This window comes from Pseudomonas sp. GM24, from assembly GCF_000282235.1.
Classification (GTDB): Bacteria; Pseudomonadota; Gammaproteobacteria; order Pseudomonadales; family Pseudomonadaceae; genus Aquipseudomonas.
Window position 1 is genome coordinate 32,570 of sequence record NZ_AKJR01000062.1, and the last position, 19,809, is coordinate 52,378.

Genomic DNA, 19,809 nt, shown 5'->3' on the forward strand with positions numbered 1-19,809 from the left:
AGGCTGTGACCCCGCGCCGTGCTACGTCGACCAGGCATAGGCTTAGACGGCCTCGTTGGACTCGTCCTCGAACGCTGCAAACAGCGGTTCGTCTTCGACGATCTCAGCGTTGGCGATGAACTCGTAGCTCATCAGGCCTTCAGCGATTTCACGCAGGGCTACAACGGTAGGCTTGTCGTTTTCCCACTGAACCAGTGGCTCTTTGCCGCCGGTGGCCAGTTGACGGGCACGTTTGGTAGAGAGCATGACCAGCTCAAAACGGTTTTCCACGTGGTTCAGGCAGTCTTCAACGGTTACGCGGGCCATGGTATTCCTCGGAGCGAATGCAATATGCGCGCTGCCCGGTTGGGCGAGCGGACTCAACAGTTTAAAAAATCACCAGCGATTAGGGAAGCGCTGATTTTTTGACCAAGCCCTTCAACGCGCTGCAAGCACCAATGTAAAGCGCTTGCAGGCGTTTTGGGAAGTGCTGATTAACCGAGCAATTCGGCAAGCAATTTGCCGAAACGCACCTGCTGGCGTTTCTGTTGGAGTTGATTGGCGCGGAAAATCGCCTTCAGATCGTCCAGTGCGTGAGCAAAATCGTCGTTGATGATCAGGTAGTCGTACTCGACATAGTGACTCATCTCGTTGACCGCTTCGCGCATCCGGCCGTCAATGATTTCGTCGCTGTCCTGACCACGATTGGTCAGGCGCTGGTGCAGGGCTTGAAGCGACGGCGGCAAGATAAAGATCGAGCGTGCTTGCGGCATCAGCTTGCGCACTTGCTCGGCGCCTTGCCAGTCGATTTCCAGAATCAGGTCGTGACCTTCGTCCAGCGTCTGCTGCAGGCGGCTTTGCGAGGTGCCGTAGAAGTTGCCGAAGACTTCGGCGCGTTCGAGGAAGTCGCCATGCTCGCCCATCTTCACAAACTCTTCGCGGGTCACGAAGTGGTAGTTCACACCGTCCACTTCACCCGGACGCATGGCGCGGGTGGTGTGCGAAACCGAAACGCGAATTTCCGGTATGGCGTCGGTCAAAGCCTTGACCAGGCTGCTTTTGCCCGCGCCCGATGGCGCGGAAATGATGTACAGGGTGCCGGTGCTGTGGGTCATGTCGGGGTTGCCTTACTCAATATTCTGCACTTGTTCACGCATCTGCTCGATCAACACCTTGAGGTTGACGGCGGCCTGGGTGCTGCGCGGGTCGAAGGCCTTGGAGCCCAATGTGTTGGCTTCGCGGTTGAGTTCCTGCATCAGGAAATCAAGGCGGCGTCCGGCCGCACCGCCGGACTTCAGTACCCGGCGCACTTCGATGATATGGGTGCTCAGGCGATCCAGTTCTTCGGCCACATCGCTCTTTTGCGCGAGCATGACCATTTCCTGTTCGAGGCGCTGCGGATCAAGCTCGGCCTTCATGTCGGTGAAGCGGTCGAGGACTTTCTGGCGTTGGGTGGCGAGCATCTGCGGTACCAGTTCGCGCAGGGTCACCACGTCTTCTTCAATGGAAGTCAGGCGCTCGTTGATCAAGCGTGCCAGCTCCGCGCCTTCGCGCTCGCGGCCGGCCTTCAACTCTTTCAGGCCTTGATTGAACAGGGCCAGCGCGTCGGCGTTCAATGCCTGCGGGTCAGTCGCGTCGCCCACCAGTACGCCAGGCCAGGCGAGCACTTCCAGCGGATTGAGTGCGGCAGGATTGTTGATCAGGCCGGCAATGGTTTCGGCCGCAGCGACCAGCTGCGCGGCGCGCTCGCGATCGATTTGCAGGGTTTTGCCGGTACTTTCTTCGGTGAAACGCAGGGTGCATTCGAGTTTGCCCCGCGACAGGCCCTGGCGCAGCGCTTCACGCACCGCGCCTTCGAGGTCGCGAAACGTCTCCGGCAAACGCAGGTGGGGTTCCAGATAGCGGCTGTTGACCGAGCGCAGTTCCCAGCTCAGGGTGCCCTGGGCGCCGGCTTTTTCGACGCGGGCGAAGGCGGTCATGCTGTGCACCATGGCGGTGACCTCGCAATGCAGATCGGCGCAGCAGATGTTCCGCAGGCTCGATATCAATGAATTTAAGCCGACTGGCAGCAAAGGCGCAGGATTGTAGCGCAGTGCGGCGAATGCGCCCAAACACACGGTGTGACAAAGGGCTGCAGCCCGTCGGTAATGGGTGTTTCAGGGCCTTCGATCGTCGCCCGGATTTTTTAACGAGTGCCCAGGCGCGGTGCAGCGCTCTATAATGCTCGGCAGTTTTCCGTCCCCAGTACAGGTATTCCCTATGAAACGTCCAAGTGGTCGCGCTGCCGATCAGCTCCGCTCGATCCGCATTACCCGCAACTACACCAAACACGCCGAGGGATCTGTACTGGTCGAATTCGGTGATACCAAAGTCATCTGCACCGTCAGCGTCGAAAACGGCGTGCCGCGCTTCCTCAAAGGTCAGGGCCAGGGTTGGTTGACTGCCGAGTACGGCATGCTGCCGCGCGCCACTGGCGAGCGTAACCAGCGTGAAGCGAGCCGTGGCAAGCAGGGCGGCCGCACCCTGGAAATCCAGCGTCTGATCGGTCGTTCCCTGCGCGCTGCGCTGGACATGTCCGCGCTGGGCGACGTGACCCTGTACGTCGACTGCGACGTGATCCAGGCTGACGGTGGCACGCGCACCGCTTCCATCACTGGCGCCATGGTTGCCCTGGTTGATGCGCTGAAAGTAATCAAGAAGCGCGGCGGCCTGAAGGGCGGCGATCCGCTCAAGCAAATGATCGGTGCGGTATCGGTCGGCATGTATCAGGGCGAGGCCGTGCTGGATCTGGACTATCTTGAAGATTCCGCCGCCGAGACTGACCTCAACGTGGTGATGACCAGCACCGGTGGTTTCATCGAAGTGCAGGGCACTGCCGAAGGCGCGCCGTTCCAGCCTGAAGATCTCAATGCCATGCTGGAACTGGCCAAGCAAGGCATGAACGAAATCTTCGAACTGCAAAAGGCTGCACTGGCCGACTGAGCAGATTGATAACTGCAAGGAGGACGCGATGAGTGACGAGCAAGAGCTGCTGCCCAAGCCGAGCCAGGAGGTTCGCCAGTGGGCGATGTTTTGTCACTTGTCCGCCTTGTTGGGGATCTGGATACCGTTCGGCAATTTGATCGGGCCGTTGATCCTGTGGCAAATGAAGCGCGAGACAGACCCGTTCATTGATGCTCAAGGCAAGGAGGCGCTGAATTTTCAGATCACCGTCGCCATTGCTTCATTGATCTGCTTCTTGCTGATGGTGCTGATCATCGGGTTCTTCCTGTTGGGGATACTGGCGATTGGCGCACTGGTTTTGACGATCATCGCCGGTGTGAAAGCCAATGAAGGTTTTCCTTACCGATATCCGTTTACCTGGCGGCTGATCAAATAAGAAGCTCGCAAAGTTCTAATACCAATGCCCTGACCCGTCAGGGCATTTTTATTTATGCAGCATAATTAATCGCTATTGTATGTAGGAATAATCTGGTTGCGATGACGGGTCCTATTGTTTGCGCATATACACTTTTAGTCACAACTGCATCGGCTTAGTTAGGATTCATGTCCTTGGAATCAAGTCCGACGATTGTTAAAGTTGCTCGGCTAATATTTCTTCTGAAATATTAAGATATGTTCAAGCCAACGAAGGCTCTTGAATTTCCGAGTAATCAGTGTTGAGACAATCAGCCTGTTCAGGGGCGGACGAAGGTAAAAAATTCGCCTCTGAATAAATAGCCAAGAATAATCCCAATGATTCAGCTCGATTTTTACGGAACGCTTGTGGCCGCTTCCTTAGTACTTCTACTGGGGCGCGGGCTCGTTATGCGTGTTGGCTTCATGCGCAGTTACAATATTCCTGAACCTGTCGCAGGTGGCTTGGTAGTTGCCTTGGTTTTGTTATTGCTGCGAACGTTCGATATTGAAATTCGTTTTGATACTTCCCTGCAAACACCTTTAATGCTGGCCTTTTTTGCCACTATCGGTCTGAGCGCCGATTTCGCCAGCCTGAAGAAGGGCGGGCGCATCGTGGGGATCTTCCTGCTGGCCGTTACCGGGCTGTTGGTGGTGCAGAACGCGATGGGAATCGGGCTGGCAAAAATGCTCGGGCTCGACCCATTGATGGGGTTGCTGACCGGCTCGATCACCCTGGCGGGCGGTCACGGTACCGGTGCTGCGTGGGGCACGGTTTTCAGTGAGAAGTATGGTCTGGCCTCTGCCTCCGAACTGGCGATGGCCTCTGCGACGTTTGGTCTGGTACTAGGTGGTTTGATTGGCGGGCCGGTCGCGCGTTTGCTCATCAAGCGTGTGGAAGTGCCCGGTTGCAATCAACAGGAAGCACCACGATTGCCAAAGGGTTTTGAGCAGCCGAACAAAGAGCGCTCGATCACGCCATTTTCGTTTGTCGAAACCCTGGCTCTGATTGCCGTGAGCTTGCTGGCGGGCAATCTGTTGAATGGCCTGTTGCACGGGACTGCGTTCGAGTTACCGACGTTTGTTTGTGTGCTGTTTGTCGGCGTAGTGCTGCGCAACGGTCTTTCAGCACTGGGCTTGTATCAGGTGTTTGAGCGTGAAGTCTCGGTGCTGGGCAATGTCAGCCTGTCGTTGTTTCTGGCGATCGCCCTGATGTCGCTCAAGTTGTGGGATCTGGCCGCGCTTGCGCTGCCGATCTTCATCATTCTGGCGATGCAGGCCATGGTCATGGCGCTGTTCGCGATTTTCGTGACATTCCGGGTGATGGGCCGCAACTATGATGCTGCCGTGCTGGCGGCGGGGCATTGCGGTTTTGGCCTGGGCGCCACGCCGACTGCCATTGCCAACATGCAGGCCGTGACGCAGCGCTACGGCCCCTCGCAGATCGCGTTTCTGGTGGTGCCGATGGTCGGAGCGTTCTTCATCGACATTATCAATGTCATCGTGATCAAGCTGTATTTGGCCTTACCGTTCTTCGCGGCAGTCTGAATTCGATCCTGTCTGGAAGTGACGCATAAAAAATGCCCGTATCTTGCGATATGGGCATTTTTTGTACTGCGAAACGACGCTTAGATGGTCAGCGTCCAGTCGTAGTCGACGATCAGCGGCGCATGCTGCGAGAACCGCGGTTGACGTGGCAGGCGTGCGCTGCGTACGAAGCGTCGCAGGCCTGGAGTCAGGATCTGGTAATCGAAGCGCCAGCCCAGATTGAGCATCTCGGCCTGTTCGTTGTCCGGCCACCAGCTGTACTGGTCGCCTTCACGGCTGACTTCGCGCAGGGCATCGACATAGCCCATGTTGCCGACAATCTCGTCCATCCAGGCGCGTTCTGGCGCCAGGAAGCCCGGGGATTGCTGGCTGTCGCGCCAGTTCTTGATGTCGAGCTTCTGCTGCGCCACGTACAGCGAGCCACAATAAATGTACTCGCGACGTTTGCGTCGCTGTTTGTCCAGGTACTTGCCGAAGTCGTCCATGAGTTTGAACTTCTGGTTCAAGTCCTCATCGCCGTTCATCCCCGAAGGGAGCAGCAAGGTGGCAATACTGACTTTGTCGAAATCTGCTTGCAGGTAGCGCCCGTAGCGGTCGGCCGTCTCAAAACCGAGACCGCTGATGACAGCCTTCGGTTGCAACCGCGAGTACAAAGCCACGCCACCTTGGGCAGGGACTTCAGCATCGCAGGCATAAAGGAAGTAGCCATCCAGTTGGAAGGCTGGGTCATCCAGTTCAAAGGCGGAGGCACGGGTGTCCTGCAGGCAGATGACGTCGGCATTCTGTGCTTGCAGCCAACTGAGCAAACCACGCTCGACTGCAGCCTGAATACCATTGACGTTCACACTGATGATCCGCATAAATGGCCCCAAAAATCGCGTGCGTGTATGATACACGGCGTCAAGCTAATTAGCTAAATCCGTGGTATTTGGGGTTTTTTTCATGCAAGCGTATCAGCGCGATTTCATTCGTTTTGCCATCGATCGCGGCGTTTTGCGCTTCGGTGAGTTCACCCTGAAGTCCGGGCGCACCAGTCCTTACTTCTTCAACGCCGGCCTGTTCAACTCGGGTTCGGCCCTGGCCCAGCTGGGGCGTTTCTACGCTGCAGCCATTGCCGAAAGCGGCATTCCTTTCGACGTCCTGTTCGGCCCGGCCTACAAAGGCATCCCGTTGGCGGCGACCACTGCCGTCGCGCTGGCCGAGCATCACGGCCGTGACCTGCCATGGTGCTTCAACCGCAAGGAAGCCAAGGCTCACGGCGAAGGCGGCAGTCTGGTCGGCGCGCCGTTGACCGGTGACGTGCTGATCATCGATGACGTGATTACCGCCGGTACGGCAATCCGCGAAGTGATGCAGATCATCGCTTCCCAGGAGGGTGCCAAGGCCGCTGGCGTGCTGATCGCCTTGAACCGTCAGGAGCGTGGCAACGGTGAGTTGTCGGCGATTCAGGAAGTCGAGCGCGACTTCGGCATCCCGGTGATCAGCATTGTTTCGCTGAATCAGGTGCTGGAATTCCTCGCTGACGACCCGCAACTCAAACAGCACCTGCCAGCCGTAGAAGCCTACCGCGCCCAATTCGGTGTCTGACGACGAGAAGCCCTGTGAAGACAGGGCTTTTTTGTCACTGTCAAAAGCATTAATCACGCAGGCGCAGTGCGCGCAGTAACGCATCAACCTGGCCAAAAGCATCTTGCTGCCACTGTTCCGGTGTTCGGTCTTCCAGGATCTGGCTATCTTCTACGAATCGTCTTACTGACACGGGTCCGTAACCACCAACGACATCAAATTTGTCGATATTTCACTAAAATATAGTATTTCAGCGTTTGTTGAAAAAGCCTGAAACAGTGAAGCCGCCGCTGTTTCAGCGGAGGCTGCTCCATTTAAGAGCGATTTTTGCCGCAATCAGCCCGTTGAACAGTGCCAAAACCAGGAGCGCCCACACGACCATCACGTAAAGGGCACTGCTCACGTCGAAGTTCCAAAGATCCAGTGTGCTAGTACTCAAGATGCGAATGGCCGAGGGTAGGTTGACGTAAAACAGCCCAACAAACGCGCACGTCAACGGCAGCGCCCGCGAATAAAACGCCTTCCCTACTTTCTCTCGACTTCGCCTTCGGCTCTGTGGGCCAGACTGGTATTCATCCAGCGCCAACGCTTCACTGAGCGCCGGCCACGCCAGATTGAACATGAACGTGGTCAGGGTCAGCAGCAAGCCACTGACCGCGACGGTGTCACTGAACGGCATTGAGCCCCAACGTCGCGCAGAGCAAGGCGTGAGAATCCTCGCTGATCTCGAACTGCCCGGCGCTGCCCTTGCGCTTGGTAATGGGTTTGAAGGTCGGCTCGTTCTGGGTGATCAGCATGTTCAGCTCATCGCGTATCACGTCCGAACTGATCACCACCAGAAACACGGTTTGCGCGTGCTCTGCGGTCTCGATCACGGCACGCATGCTGTGCTGGAGGATGTCATCGAGCTGATTGCGAAAGCGCGATACCGTGTTCTTCAGCAAGGTTTTGCTTTGGCTTTGGGTCAGCTGAAAGATCGTCGAGATCTGCGATTCCGTCGGCAGCGTTTGTCCGAAGTAGCTTTGAATCAGGTAGAGCAGGCGATCCTGTTTGGCCTCGTCGGCCCGGCTGGGCATGCCGCCCTCGACCAGCATTTTCAGGTATTCGGTCAGGCTGGCCTTGGCGATACGCTGCAGGGCGTGGGCGATTTCCGCGTCGCCAATGCGCAAGGTCTTTTTGACCGGTTCCTTTTGTTCCAGCTCGAAAGCGTCGGCGTCGATCGTGAACGAGATCTGCATGGCTCAGGCGCTCCGGAGTTATTTTTTGTCCGAGGGCGTGATGACCTCGGCGCTTTTGATGTTGGCAGGCTGTTCTGGATAAGGGTCTTTGATCGCATCACCTTGCCCGGTGAGGATTTTCCAGCCATTCAACGCGTGCGCCGTTTTGCGAAACTGTGGGCACGGTGGCATCGAGGTTTTGGCTTGATTGGAATACTGATGGCCGCAATCAACGCACTCGTAAGTGCCTGGGGAAACATCGCTGCCGTAAGGGACGTAGTCTTTTTGCATGAGTCAATCTCCGGTGGATGAAGGGAAGATCCTAGGGAGATTTGTTCGGAGGGAATGTCGGACGTTTCGCTGAGTTGTATCGGATGTTTCTTGCGCGCATAAAAAAGATCGCAGACTTCGTCAGCTCCTACAGAGACTTCGTACAAAACGACGTTTCTGTAGGAGCTGACGAATGCTGCGATCTTTTGCTGTTCAGCGATTACCGATCAAGGACGCTTGCGATTGCTGATCAGTGTACCCACACCGGTGTCGGTGAAGATTTCCAGCAGGATCGCATTCGGTACCCGGCCGTCGATGATCAGCGAGCTGCCAACGCCGCCCTGAACCGCTTCCAGCGCGCAACGGATCTTCGGCAGCATGCCGCCGTAGATGGTGCCATCGGCAATCAGATCGTCGACCTGCTGAGTGCTCAGGCCGGTCAATACGGTGCCCGACTTGTCCATCAGGCCGGCGATGTTGGTGAGCAGCATCAGCTTCTCGGCTTTCAGGGCCTCGGCGACTTTACCGGCGACCAGGTCAGCGTTGATGTTGTACGACTCGCCATTCTCACCGACGCCGATCGGCGCAATCACCGGGATGAAGTTGCCTTTGACCAGCAGGTTCAGCAGTTCGGTGTTGATCCCGACCACTTCACCTACCTGACCGATGTCGATGATTTCCGGCTGGGTCATCTCCGGTGTCTGGCGGGTCACGGTGAGCTTCTTCGCGCGAATCAGCCCGGCGTCTTTACCGGTCAGGCCGATGGCGCTGCCGCCGTGACGGTTGATCAGGTTGACGATGCTTTTGTTGACCTGCCCGCCCAAGACCATTTCGACCACGTCCATGGTCGCGGCGTCGGTGACGCGCATGCCGTCGACGAAGTGGCTTTCGATCGACAGGCGCTTGAGCAGATCACCGATCTGCGGGCCGCCACCGTGCACGACCACCGGGTTGATGCCCACGGCTTTCATCAAGACGATGTCGCGGGCGAAGCCGGTTTTCAGCTCCTCGCTTTCCATCGCGTTGCCGCCGTATTTGATCACCAGAGTCTTGCCGACATAGCGTCGGATGTAAGGCAACGCTTCGGACAGGACCTGGGCGGTATGGGCGGCGGCTTCGCGTTCGAGGGTCATTCAGGGCTCCGGGTGGATCAGAACGGTAGTTGGAGATCAGGTGCAACGCGCTTCAATTGGGCGTGGAACACGTCCTTGATGCGCTGTAATTCAGCCTCGTCATCGGCCTCGAAGCGCAGCACCAGCACCGGTGTGGTGTTGGACGCGCGCACCAGGCCCCAGCCTTTGGCGTAGTCGACTCGCACGCCGTCAATGGTGGTCAGGTCAGCGCCTGGGCCCCACTGTGCGTCGTGCAGTGCATCAATGATGCTGAATTTGCTCTCTTCGGTCACATGGATATTGATTTCCGGCGTAGAAATATCATTCGGGAAGGTCGCAAACAGCTCCTCCGCGGTGGGTTTTTCCTTGCTGAGGATCTCCAGCAGCCGTGCGGCGCTGTAGATGCCGTCGTCGAAACCGAACCAGCGCTCCTTGAAGAAGATGTGCCCGCTCATTTCACCGGCCAATAGCGCACCGGACTGTTTCATTTTCTTTTTGATCAACGAATGACCAGTCTTCCACATTAGCGGACGACCACCGTACTCCTTGATCAGCGGCACCAGGCGACGGGTGCATTTGACGTCGAAAATGATCTCGGCGTCCGGGTTGCGTGCGACTACGTCGCGGGCGAACAGCATCAGCAGGCGATCCGGGTAGACGATGCTCCCGGTGTTGGTCACCACGCCGACACGGTCACCGTCGCCGTCGAAGGCCAGGCCGATGTCGGCGTTGCTTTCCTTGACCTTGGCGATCAGGTCGACGAGGTTTTCCGGCTTGCCCGGATCCGGGTGATGGTTCGGGAAGTTGCCGTCGACTTCGCAGAACAGCGGGATGACTTCGCAGTTCAGCGCCTCGATCAGTTGCGGGGCGATCACGCCGGCCGCGCCGTTGCCGCAGTCGACCACGACCTTCATGCGCCGCGCCAGTTTGATGTCCTGGACGATTTCGGTGTTGTAGCGATCGAGAATTTCGACCTGAGTAACGCTGCCGGTGCCGCTGCTCAGATTGTTGGTTTTGATGCGCTCATGCAGCACCTGAATCTGTTCGTTGGCGAGGGTGTCGCCGGCGATGACGATCTTGAAACCGTTGTAGTTCGACGGGTTGTGGCTGCCGGTGAGCATCACGCCCGACTTGCCGGCCAGCACATTGGCGGCGTAATACAGCGCCGGCGTCGGCACCAGGCCAACGTCGCTGACGTGGCAGCCGCTTTCGGCGATACCGCGGATCAGCTCGGCAACCAGTTCGGGGCCGGACAGGCGGCCATCGCGACCGACGGACACGTTCGGCTCACCCTGGGCCAGGCTCTGCGAGCCGATGGCGCGACCGATCCAGTAAGCGGTTTCGGCATTGAGGAATTCCGGCACGGTGCCGCGAATGTCATAGGCGCGGAAAATGCTGTCGGGCAGCTTCGGGGCAATCTTGGCTGGGGTGCTCATCTACGGAAATGCTCCATCTCGAAAGTGGCGGGACAGACCGACGAATCGTTCGACGGCAGGCTCAAACTGAAGGGTATGACGGCGTTTTCCACAGAGAGTTCGTGGTATGAAAGGGCCATGACGCCTCGGCTGGCGTGGCTTTCGGCCGGCAAAACCTTGATTTTCGGTGTTAAACCATTCAGTTGATCTGCCTGAAACTTCCCCCTGTAGGAGCTGCCGCAGGCTGCGATCTATTGATCTTGATCTTAAAAATCAAAAGATCGCAGCCTGCGGCAGCTCCTACAGAAGATGACTCCGGTTATTTAGTGCCGGTGTGGCCAAACCCGCCGGTGCCGCGTTCGGTTTCGACGAACTCTTCAACCATTTCAAAGTGCGCCTGTACCACCGGTACCAGCACCAATTGCGCCAGGCGTTCGCCGACGGTCATGGTGAAATCGGTCTGGCCACGGTTCCAGCACGACACCATCAACGGGCCTTGGTAATCGGAGTCGATCAGGCCGACGAGGTTGCCCAGCACAATGCCGTGCTTATGGCCCATGCCCGAGCGCGGCAGGATCAGCGCGGCGAGGTTCGGGTCGCCGATGTAAACCGACAGACCGGTGGGGATCAGCACGGTTTCACCCGGCTTGATCACGATGTCCTGATCCAGCATGGCGCGCAGGTCGAGGCCAGCGGAGCCTGGTGTGGCGTATTGCGGCAGCGGGAATTCGCTGCCGATGCGTGGGTCGAGGATCTTGGCTTGCAAAGCGTGCATGTAAATTAAACCTGGTTCAGACGTTCGGCGATAAAAGTGACCAGCTGGCGAGCGATCTTGCTTTTGCTGGTCTGGGCGAAAACCGTGGCGTGCAGCGCACGGTCAATCACGCTGCAGGCGTTTTCTTCACTGTTGAAACCGATGCTCGGGTTGGCAACGTCGTTGGCGACGATCAAATCGAGATTCTTGTCCTTCAGCTTGCGTGCAGCGTAGTCGAGCAGGTGTTCGGTCTCGGCGGCAAAGCCGACACTGAACGGACGGTCGGGACGGGTCGCAATGGTGGCCAGGATGTCCGGGTTACGCACCATTTGCAGGACGAAGCCGTCACCGCTCGTAGGATCTTTCTTGAGTTTTTGCGGGGCGACGACTTCCGGGCGGTAGTCCGCAACGGCTGCCGAGGCGATGAACACGTCGCACGGGATCGCCGATTCGCAGGCCGCGAGCATGTCGCGAGCGCTGACCACATCGATGCGCGTGACGCGATCCGGGGTCGGCAGGTGCACCGGGCCGCTGATCAAGGTGACGCGGGCGCCGGCTTCAACTGCGGCTTCGGCGAGGGCAAAGCCCATTTTGCCGGAGCTGTGGTTGGTGATGTAGCGCACCGGGTCGATGTTTTCCTGGGTCGGGCCGGCGGTAATCACCACGTGCTTGCCGGTCAGAGCCTGACGCTGGAAGCAGTCCGCCGCGCATTGCGCCAGATCGGTGGCTTCCATCATGCGGCCCATGCCGACATCGCCGCAGGCCTGACTGCCCGAGGCTGGGCCGAAGGTCTTCAGGCCACGGCTTTCCAGGAGTTGCAGGTTGGCCTGGGTCGCCGGGTCGCGCCACATCGCCTGATTCATGGCCGGAGCAACGGCGACGACGGCGTCGGTGGCCAGTACCAGAGTGGTCAGCAAATCATTGGCGATGCCTTGGGCAAGGCGGGCGATCAGGTCGGCGGTGGCCGGGGCGATCAGCACCAGATCGGCCCACTTGGCCAACTCGATGTGGCCCATCGCGGCTTCGGCAGCCGGGTCGAGCAAGTCGAGGTGCACCGGGTGGCCGGACAGCGCTTGCATGGTCAGCGGGGTGATGAACTCGGCGCCGCCATGGGTCATCACCACGCGCACTTCAGCGCCCTGATCGATCAGGCGACGAACCAGATCGGCGCTCTTGTAGGCCGCAATGCCGCCGCCGACGCCCAGAACGATGCGTTTCCGATACAGCCGCTGCATAGGTCTGCCTTTCATTTCGTGGGTGACATACGTGGCGAATCCCCCTCCCCAGGGTGAATTCGCCCGCAAAAAAGATGGGCTAAGATATCACAGCGACCGCTACGGAACAGCGGCGCCCACAGACAGGGAATGTGTATGAGTATTCGCGATTGGCCTGCGGCGGAACGGCCGCGGGAAAGGTTATTGGAGCACGGGGCAGCGAGCCTTTCGGACGCTGAGTTACTGGCGATTTTTCTGCGCACCGGATTGCCCGGAATAAGCGCTGTGGACCTGGCGCGCAATCTGTTGACTCAATTCGGCAGCCTGCGTTTGCTGCTTGAGGCCGACCAGCACGCCTTCAGCAAACAATTGGGACTCGGGCCGGCGAAGTTTGCGCAACTGCAAGCTGCTCAGGAAATGAACAGGCGGCATCTGGCTGAGAAATCACGGCAGAAACCAGCCCTGGAAAACCCTCAGGTCGTTCGCGATTATCTGAAATCGATGCTGCGTCACGAACCGCATGAGGTGTTTGGTTGCCTGTTTCTCGACTCCAAACATCAAGTACTGAATTTCGAGATCCTCTTTCGCGGCTCGATCGACAACACCAGCGTGCATCCACGCGAAGTTGTGAAGCGATGTTTGGCCAATAACGCGGCGGCGTTGATCCTGTGCCACAACCATCCATCGGGGAACACTGACCCCAGTCAGGCTGATCGATTGCTGACCAAGCGCCTGCAGAAGACGCTGGAGCTGATTGATGTGCGAGTGCTGGATCACTTCATCGTCGGCGATGGTGAGCCGCTGTCGATGGCGGAGTGTGGCTGGATGTAGTTCTAGGGACAAAACGCAAGTCCATGTAGGAGTGAGCCTGCTCGCGATGGCTTCATTTCAGTCAACATGTTTGGTGGCTGGAAGATTGCTATCGCGAGCAGGCTCACTCCTACAGGTTATGTGTAAGGCAGGTTATTTGAGGTTGACCTTGGAATAGTCCTGCCGGCCGAACGGGCTTACCGAGTAACCCTGCACGTCTTTACGTGTCAGTGCGTAGGCCGTCGGGTGCGCCAGCGGCAGCCACAACGCCTGCTGCTGAATCTGCGTCTGCGCCTGTTCGTACAGCTTGGTGCGCACGCCTTGTTCGCTGGTGGTCTTGCCGGCGCTGATCAACCTGTCCAGATCGGCATTGCAGTACCGCGCGAAATTGGTGCCCGATTTGACCGCGGCGCAGGAAAACTGCGGCGTAAGGAAGTTGTCCGGGTCGCCATTGTCACCGGCCCAGCCCATGAACAGCAGGTCATGCTCGCCGGCCTTCGCGCGACGAATCAATTCGCCCCATTCGATCACGCGGATTTCTGCCTGAATGCCGATTTCCGCCAGATCCGATTGCAGCAATTGCGCACCGAGGCTTGGATTCGGGTTTAGCAGGCTGCCTGACGGGCGTGTCCAGATGGTGGTCTGAAACCCGTCCTTCAATCCTGCCTTGGCCATCAGTGCCTTGGCTTTAGCGACATCGTGCGGGTAACCCGGCAGACTCTTCGCGTAACTCCAGGTGTTCGGCGGATAAGGGCCATTGGCCGCTTCTGCGGTGTCTTCAAACACAGCCTTGATGTAGTTGGCCTTGTCGAAGGCAAGGTTGATTGCCTGACGCACCTCCGGCTTGTCCAGTGGCGGATGCTGACTGTTGATGCCGACGAATGCGGTCATGAACGCGTCAGTCTTTTCAACTTTCAGTGTCGGCTCTTTCAGCGCGGCCTGTACGTCCAACGGTTTTGGCGACAGGGCGATCTGGCATTCATTGCGCCGCAGTTTCTGCAGGCGCACGTTGGCGTCCGGGGTAATGGCGAAGATCAACGGATCCACCGCAGGCTTGCCGCCGAAGTAATCCGGGTTGGCCTTGTAGCGGATCGCCGCGTCTTTCTGGAAACGGTTGAAGACGAACGGGCCGGTGCCAATCGGCTGGCTGTTGAGCTTGTCGGTCGCGCCGGCCTTCATCAGCTTGTCGGCGTATTCGGCGGAGTAGATCGAAGCGAAGCCCATGCTCAGAGTCGCCAGGAACGTCGAATCCGGGTGATCAAGGGTGAAGCGCACGGTGAGCGGGTCAAGTGCGTCGATTTTTTTGATCAGTGCCGGCAACTGCATCGACTGCGCATGCGGGAAGCCGCTCTGGGCGACCTTGTGCCACGGGTTGGCCGGGTCGAGCATGCGGTCGAAGCTGAATTTGACGTCTTCGGCGGTCAGTTCACGGCTTGGCTTGAAGTAGTCAGTCGTATGAAACTTCACCTGCGGGTGCAGCTTGAACACGTAAGTCAGGCCATCGGTGCTGACTTCCCAGCTGTCGGCCAGGCTCGGCACGACTTTGCCGCTGGTGGTGTCGAAATCCACCAGACGGTTCATCAGCACGTCGGCCGAGGCGTTGGTGGTGGTCAGCGAGTTGTATTGCACCACATCGAACCCTTCAGGGCTGGCCTCGGTGCAGACGCTCAGCGCGGCGGCCTGGGCCAGGGGGCTCAGCAGGAGCGGGGCGAGCAACAGGGGTAGGGCAGCGAGGCGCATGGTCGGTTTCCTTTTACAGATCGAAGGCCCATCTGCAAGTGCAGTCTGGAAAAGGCCTACCCTAGAGGTCTGGATTACAAATGACTATCCCCTTTTTGCATTTTCGGGGCACAGTGATGGCGGTTTTTCAGACTGCGGCGCGCGGTAAAAAGTCTGGATCGGCCGTGAGGACGATTTTCTGCGACGAGTGGTAAAAATCGATGCCAGCCTTTATCCAAGGCGTTCGCAGGCTGAAAAAGCGTCTTTTTATGGATTGATTGCACACCGAATGTTGTTGCACCCGGGTCTTTCTGGTATAAAGCAGCGCTCTTTTCTAGGGGCCCGGTTCCTTCACTGTAGGTGTAGCCGGTAAGACCTCTAAAGAAACGCGGCGCCTGGCGCCAAATGACTGAGAGATTAAGCGGCCAACCCATGCCGGGTTGGGCATGTGGTTTTAGAGGGCTGAGGCATGTCGAGAGTATGTCAAGTTACCGGTAAGGGTCCGGTGACTGGGAATAACATTTCCCACGCAAACAACAAAACCCGTCGTCGTTTCCTGCCGAACCTGCAGCATCACCGCTTCTGGGTTGAAGAAGAGAAACGTTTTGTGCGTCTGCGCGTATCTGCCAAAGGCATGCGTATCATCGACAAGCGTGGCATCACTGTCGTGCTCGCCGAACTTCGCCGCGATGGCAAGATTTAAGGGAGCTAATCATGCGTGAATTGATTCGTTTGATCTCGAGCGCCGGTACTGGTCACTTCTACACTACCGACAAGAACAAGCGTACTACCCCGGACAAAATCGAGATCAAGAAATATGATCCGGTTGTTCGCAAGCACGTGATCTACAAGGAAGGCAAAATCAAGTAATTGATTTTTCCGGACTTACGAAAAAGGCCCGTATCTCACGATACGGGCCTTTTTTGTTGCCTTGAAGCCTGATCGATCAACCACAGATCAGTTCAATGATCTCGTTTTTCTCGTTGACCAGGACTCTGATGCGGTCCGCATCAGTGCGCAGGTTGTACATGCCATCCGGCACTTCGAGGCGATGCTTTGTTACTCCGGCTGCGTTGCGCACAGCGAGCAGGTTGTCAGTAGTAGCAACATCGCCGAGGAAAAATTGCGCGTTGTAGAGATTGCATTGGCTGGACATTGTGCCTCCTTGCTTTGGTTTGAGTTGAGGCCCCTATTCATCGAATCAGACTAACCTCCTGGTTTGACTGATCTTTTCCCGATTCCTAAGCGGCCAGCCGAAGTTTCACTCAAACCTGCTGGACATGCCTTACCCTGCTCGTCACCGTGTGTGTCGGATCAGCTTTTCTGTTCAAAGATCACATAGACCTTGCGGCAAGCCTCCAGCACTTCCCAAGTGCCACGAAACCCCGCCGGAATCACAAACCGGTCACCAACACGCAAGGTCTTGGCATTGCCATCGCCATCACGCAGCACCGAAACACCCTGCAAGATCTCGCAGTATTCATGCTCGGTGTAGTTCACTGTCCACTGACCCACCGCGCCTTCCCACACACCAACGCCCATCTGCCCACAAGGGCTTTCGTATTGGTGGAACACCGCTTGCTCAGGATCACCCTTGAGCACTTTCGCCGGGTCCGGACGATAGCGTTCGGCTTCGCTGCTGGTCAGGCTGATGTCGACGACGTTCTGGATGTTCATTGTTGTTTTCTCCCGTAATGACGACGTGATGGTTGGAATGGGCGAAAGTCTATGTTTATTAAAATGAACACCGCAAGGCCGTATAGCCGGCTTATGTCAAATATATTGAAACAACCCCGGCCGCTGGTTTAGGGTGGCGGGTGCCTTGGGCCGAAATGCAGGCTGGCCGGGCAGATTTTTTGAGGACGCTGGCGACGATCGCGCGGCGCTCGTACTGAACAAGAGGAGGACACTTAAATGACCACCCTGACTCGTGCCGACTGGGAACAACGCGCCCGCGACCTGAAGATTGAAGGCCGCGCCTACCTCAATGGCGAATACACCGACGCCGTCTCCGGCGAGACCTTCGAGTGCATCAGCCCGGTCGATGGCCGTCTGCTCGGCAAGATTGCCAGCTGTGACGCCGCCGACGCTCAGCGCGCCGTGGAAAACGCCCGCGCCACCTTCAATTCCGGCGTCTGGTCGCGCTTGGCGCCGACCAAACGCAAAGCCACCATGATCCGTTTTGCCGGCCTGCTCAAGCAGCATGCCGAGGAACTGGCCCTGCTCGAAACCCTCGACATGGGCAAGCCGATCAGTGATTCGCTGTACATCGACGTTCCGGGCGCGGCGCAAGCGCTGAGCTGGAGCGGTGAAGCGATCGACAAGATTTACGACGAAGTCGCCGCTACGCCGCACGATCAACTGGGTCTGGTGACTCGCGAGCCAGTGGGGGTGGTCGGCGCCATCGTACCGTGGAACTTCCCATTGATGATGGCCTGCTGGAAACTCGGCCCGGCATTGTCGACCGGTAACTCGGTGATCCTCAAGCCGTCGGAAAAATCCCCGCTGACCGCCATCCGCATCGCTGCGCTGGCTGTTGAAGCCGGTATTCCGAAAGGCGTGCTCAACGTGCTGCCGGGCTACGGCCACACCGTCGGCAAGGCGCTGGCCCTGCACAACGACGTCGATACGCTGGTATTTACCGGTTCGACCAAGATCGCCAAGCAATTGATGATCTACTCCGGCGAATCAAACATGAAACGCGTCTGGCTGGAAGCCGGCGGCAAGAGCCCGAACATCGTCTTTGCCGATGCGCCGGATCTGCAAGCCGCCGCTGAATCCGCCGCCAGCGCCATCGCCTTCAACCAGGGTGAAGTCTGCACCGCCGGTTCGCGTCTGCTGGTCGAGCGTTCGATCAAGGACACATTCCTGCCGATGGTGATTGAGGCGCTGAAGGCCTGGAAGCCGGGCAATCCGCTGGACCCGGCGACCAATGTCGGTGCACTGGTGGATACGCAGCAGATGAATACCGTGCTGTCGTACATCGAATCCGGCCACAGCGATGGCGCCAAACTGGTCGCTGGCGGCAAGCGCATCCTGCAGGAAACCGGTGGCACCTACGTCGAGCCAACGATTTTCGACGGCGTGAGCAACGCGATGAAAATCGCTCAGGAAGAGATTTTCGGGCCGGTACTGTCGGTTATCGCCTTCGATACTGCCGAGGAAGCTATCCAGATCGCCAACGACACGCCTTACGGCTTGGCCGCTGCGGTCTGGACCCAGGACATCTCCAAGGCACACCTGACCGCCAAGGCTCTGCGTGCCGGCAGTGTGTGGGTCAACCAGTACGACGGCGGCGACATGACCGCACCGTTTGGCGGCTTCAAGCAGTCGGGCAACGGCCGCGACAAGTCGCTGCACGCGTTCGACAAATACACTGAGCTGAAAGCGACGTGGATCAAGCTGTAAGCCGTTAGGAGGGTCTGTTCGCGAGAGCAGATTCTCCAGACGAGGCAGATCCCTGTGGGAGCGAGCCTGCTCGCGAAAGCGGTGTATCAGTCAGCCCTTGTGCTGAATGTGAAACCGCTTTCGCGAGCAGGCTCGCTCCCACATTTGCTTGATGTGGCCTCTAAAAATAATTATCCACAGGAGCGTGGAACATGCGGTGGGCGACGTATTTCGCCGTGTTGGCGTCTGTCTTGAGTGTCGGCCTGGCCCTGGGGGTCAGCATGCCGTTGGTGTCGTTGCGCCTGGAGGGTTGGGGTTACGGCTCTTTCGCCATCGGTGTGATGGCGGCTATGCCGGCGATTGGCGTGTTGTTGGGCGCGAAAATTTCCAGCCATCTGGCGGCACGCTTCGGTACGGCCAACCTGATGCGCCTGTGTCTGTGGGCTGGAGCGCTGTCCATCGGCCTGCTGGCGCTGTTGCCGAGCTACCCGATCTGGCTGGTATTGCGCCTGATGATCGGCGTGATCCTGACCATCGTGTTCATCCTCGGCGAGAGCTGGATCAATCAACTGGTGGTCGAGAACTGGCGCGGACGATTGGTGGCGCTGTATGGCAGCAGCTATGCGTTGAGCCAGCTCTCCGGCCCGTTACTGCTGGGCGCGCTGGGTACCGAGCATGATTACGGTTTCTGGGTCGGCGTCGGCCTGCTGCTGGTTTCGCCCTTGTTGCTGCTGGGCCGCAGCGGTGCACCCAGCAGCGAAGCGAGCAGCGTAACGTTCCGTGACCTGTGGGGATTCGCTCGTGAGCTGCCAGCGATTGCCTGGGCGGTTTCATTGTTCGCCGCGTTCGAGGCGATGATCTTGACGCTGCTGCCGGTGTATTGCCTGCAGCAGGGTTTTACCGCCGAGATTGCACTGGCGATGGTCAGCACGGTGGTGGTGGGCGATGCGCTGCTGCAATTGCCGATTGGCGCGTTGGCCGACTACCTGTCGCGGCGCACGTTGTTCGCCGGTTGTGCGCTGGTGTTGATGCTGTCGAGTCTGGCGATCCCGCTGTTGCTCGATACGCTGCTCATCTGGCCGCTGTGGGTATTGTTCGGGGCGAGTGCCGGCGGGTTGTTCACCCTGTCGTTGATTTTGATTGGCGAGCGTTATCGCGACGATGCACTGGTGCGGGCGAATGCGCATATTGCACAGCTGTGGGGCGTGGGATGTCTGGTCGGGCCGCTCGCGGCCGGGGCGGGCAGCCAGTGGATCAATGGGCATGCGTTGCCGTTGTTGATGGCGATTGGGGCGTTTGGGTTGGTGATTCTGCTCTTGCGCCAAGGGGCATTCGGACCCATAACCGAGCCTGCCTAAGATCAAAAGATCGCAGCCTTCGACAGCTCCTACAGTTGCAATGCATTCGTTCTGTAGGAGCTGC

The 19,809-nt window shown here is 58.1% G+C and carries 22 protein-coding genes and 1 pseudogene; 9 read left to right on the top strand and 14 right to left on the bottom strand.

Annotated features, from left to right (window positions below; translation table 11 throughout):
• Positions 1 to 42: 42 nt before the first annotated feature.
• From rpoZ to PMI23_RS10000, 3 genes are all read right to left on the bottom strand, one after another.
• Positions 43 to 306: a DNA-directed RNA polymerase subunit omega gene (rpoZ, locus tag PMI23_RS09990; RefSeq protein ID WP_007894670.1), complete on the bottom strand. Its 264-nt coding sequence runs from the start codon at positions 304 to 306 to the stop codon at positions 43 to 45.
• A gap of 167 nt (positions 307 to 473) precedes the next feature.
• A complete protein-coding gene (gene gmk, locus PMI23_RS09995; protein WP_007920339.1) occupies positions 474 to 1,094 on the bottom strand; it encodes a guanylate kinase in 621 nt (206 codons plus the stop codon).
• A 12-nt stretch (positions 1,095 to 1,106) separates the two neighbouring features.
• Positions 1,107 to 1,970 carry a YicC/YloC family endoribonuclease gene (locus PMI23_RS10000; RefSeq protein ID WP_007920340.1) on the bottom strand — a complete coding sequence of 288 codons (864 nt, stop codon included), beginning with the start codon at positions 1,968 to 1,970 and terminating at the stop codon, positions 1,107 to 1,109.
• 268 nt (positions 1,971 to 2,238) lie between these two features.
• On the opposite strand from PMI23_RS10000, the gene rph reads away from it, so the two are divergent.
• The 3 genes from rph to gltS all read left to right on the top strand — a co-directional run bounded on the left by rph (position 2,239) and on the right by gltS (position 4,923).
• The gene (gene rph / locus PMI23_RS10005) at positions 2,239 to 2,961 is read left to right on the top strand and encodes a ribonuclease PH (RefSeq protein WP_007920342.1); all 723 of its coding nucleotides are present in this window, start codon (positions 2,239 to 2,241) and stop codon (positions 2,959 to 2,961) included.
• Between the two features lie 28 nt (positions 2,962 to 2,989).
• The gene (locus PMI23_RS10010) at positions 2,990 to 3,358 is read left to right on the top strand and encodes a DUF4870 domain-containing protein (protein ID WP_007920344.1); all 369 of its coding nucleotides are present in this window, start codon (positions 2,990 to 2,992) and stop codon (positions 3,356 to 3,358) included.
• Positions 3,359 to 3,714: 356 nt separating this feature from the next.
• Positions 3,715 to 4,923 (top strand): sodium/glutamate symporter, encoded by a 1,209-nt coding sequence (gene gltS, locus PMI23_RS10015; protein ID WP_007920346.1) that lies wholly within the window; start codon positions 3,715 to 3,717, stop codon positions 4,921 to 4,923.
• Positions 4,924 to 5,003: 80 nt separating this feature from the next.
• Here the strand turns inward: gltS and PMI23_RS10020 are convergent, their stop codons facing one another.
• On the bottom strand, positions 5,004 to 5,783 hold the full coding sequence (locus tag PMI23_RS10020) for an exodeoxyribonuclease III (RefSeq protein WP_007920349.1): 780 nt from the start codon (positions 5,781 to 5,783) through the stop codon (positions 5,004 to 5,006).
• 82 nt (positions 5,784 to 5,865) lie between these two features.
• Here PMI23_RS10020 and pyrE point away from each other — a divergent pair, with 82 nt between their 5' ends.
• Positions 5,866 to 6,510, top strand: a complete 645-nt coding sequence (gene pyrE / locus PMI23_RS10025; RefSeq protein WP_007920351.1) for an orotate phosphoribosyltransferase — start codon at positions 5,866 to 5,868, stop codon at positions 6,508 to 6,510.
• A 274-nt stretch (positions 6,511 to 6,784) separates the two neighbouring features.
• Here pyrE and PMI23_RS10030 read toward each other — a convergent pair whose 3' ends face one another.
• The 7 genes and pseudogenes from PMI23_RS10030 to coaBC form a co-directional block, all read right to left on the bottom strand.
• Positions 6,785 to 7,168 carry a hypothetical protein gene (locus PMI23_RS10030; RefSeq protein ID WP_007920353.1) on the bottom strand — a complete coding sequence of 128 codons (384 nt, stop codon included), beginning with the start codon at positions 7,166 to 7,168 and terminating at the stop codon, positions 6,785 to 6,787.
• A complete protein-coding gene (locus tag PMI23_RS10035) occupies positions 7,155 to 7,727 on the bottom strand; it encodes a hypothetical protein (protein WP_007920355.1) in 573 nt (190 codons plus the stop codon). The genes PMI23_RS10030 and PMI23_RS10035 overlap by 14 nt, the downstream gene beginning before the upstream one ends.
• Before the next feature lie 18 nt (positions 7,728 to 7,745).
• Complete coding sequence (locus tag PMI23_RS10040) at positions 7,746 to 7,997, bottom strand: hypothetical protein (RefSeq protein ID WP_007920357.1); 252 nt, start codon at positions 7,995 to 7,997, stop codon at positions 7,746 to 7,748.
• 206 nt (positions 7,998 to 8,203) lie between these two features.
• Positions 8,204 to 9,109 carry an acetylglutamate kinase gene (gene argB / locus PMI23_RS10045; protein WP_003229488.1) on the bottom strand — a complete coding sequence of 302 codons (906 nt, stop codon included), beginning with the start codon at positions 9,107 to 9,109 and terminating at the stop codon, positions 8,204 to 8,206.
• A gap of 17 nt (positions 9,110 to 9,126) precedes the next feature.
• Positions 9,127 to 10,503, bottom strand: a pseudogene (locus tag PMI23_RS10050) (phosphomannomutase/phosphoglucomutase); the annotation flags it as partial.
• Between the two features lie 319 nt (positions 10,504 to 10,822).
• A complete protein-coding gene (gene dut / locus PMI23_RS10055) occupies positions 10,823 to 11,278 on the bottom strand; it encodes a dUTP diphosphatase (protein WP_007920363.1) in 456 nt (151 codons plus the stop codon).
• Positions 11,279 to 11,283: 5 nt separating this feature from the next.
• Positions 11,284 to 12,492, bottom strand: coding sequence for a bifunctional phosphopantothenoylcysteine decarboxylase/phosphopantothenate--cysteine ligase CoaBC (gene coaBC, locus PMI23_RS10060; protein WP_007920365.1), 1,209 nt, complete (start codon positions 12,490 to 12,492; stop codon positions 11,284 to 11,286).
• Between the two features lie 135 nt (positions 12,493 to 12,627).
• Between coaBC and radC the strand changes: the two genes are divergently transcribed.
• Positions 12,628 to 13,302, top strand: coding sequence for a RadC family protein (gene radC, locus PMI23_RS10065; protein ID WP_007920367.1), 675 nt, complete (start codon positions 12,628 to 12,630; stop codon positions 13,300 to 13,302).
• Between the two features lie 132 nt (positions 13,303 to 13,434).
• Here radC and PMI23_RS10070 read toward each other — a convergent pair whose 3' ends face one another.
• Positions 13,435 to 15,021: an ABC transporter substrate-binding protein gene (locus PMI23_RS10070; protein ID WP_007920376.1), complete on the bottom strand. Its 1,587-nt coding sequence runs from the start codon at positions 15,019 to 15,021 to the stop codon at positions 13,435 to 13,437.
• Between the two features lie 448 nt (positions 15,022 to 15,469).
• Here PMI23_RS10070 and rpmB point away from each other — a divergent pair, with 448 nt between their 5' ends.
• Both rpmB and rpmG read left to right on the top strand, forming a co-directional pair.
• A complete protein-coding gene (gene rpmB / locus PMI23_RS10075) occupies positions 15,470 to 15,703 on the top strand; it encodes a 50S ribosomal protein L28 (protein WP_007920377.1) in 234 nt (77 codons plus the stop codon).
• A gap of 11 nt (positions 15,704 to 15,714) precedes the next feature.
• Positions 15,715 to 15,870: a 50S ribosomal protein L33 gene (gene rpmG / locus PMI23_RS10080; RefSeq protein ID WP_003177274.1), complete on the top strand. Its 156-nt coding sequence runs from the start codon at positions 15,715 to 15,717 to the stop codon at positions 15,868 to 15,870.
• Between the two features lie 76 nt (positions 15,871 to 15,946).
• Here the strand turns inward: rpmG and PMI23_RS10085 are convergent, their stop codons facing one another.
• Both PMI23_RS10085 and PMI23_RS10090 read right to left on the bottom strand, forming a co-directional pair.
• A complete protein-coding gene (locus PMI23_RS10085; protein WP_007920378.1) occupies positions 15,947 to 16,156 on the bottom strand; it encodes a hypothetical protein in 210 nt (69 codons plus the stop codon).
• 158 nt (positions 16,157 to 16,314) lie between these two features.
• Positions 16,315 to 16,677: a cupin domain-containing protein gene (locus tag PMI23_RS10090; protein ID WP_007920379.1), complete on the bottom strand. Its 363-nt coding sequence runs from the start codon at positions 16,675 to 16,677 to the stop codon at positions 16,315 to 16,317.
• Between the two features lie 237 nt (positions 16,678 to 16,914).
• Here PMI23_RS10090 and PMI23_RS10095 point away from each other — a divergent pair, with 237 nt between their 5' ends.
• Together PMI23_RS10095 and PMI23_RS10100 are read left to right on the top strand one after the other, a co-directional pair.
• Positions 16,915 to 18,408 carry an aldehyde dehydrogenase gene (locus tag PMI23_RS10095; RefSeq protein WP_007920380.1) on the top strand — a complete coding sequence of 498 codons (1,494 nt, stop codon included), beginning with the start codon at positions 16,915 to 16,917 and terminating at the stop codon, positions 18,406 to 18,408.
• 191 nt (positions 18,409 to 18,599) lie between these two features.
• On the top strand, positions 18,600 to 19,745 hold the full coding sequence (locus PMI23_RS10100) for an MFS transporter (RefSeq protein WP_007920382.1): 1,146 nt from the start codon (positions 18,600 to 18,602) through the stop codon (positions 19,743 to 19,745).
• The last annotated feature ends 64 nt before the right edge of the window (positions 19,746 to 19,809 follow it).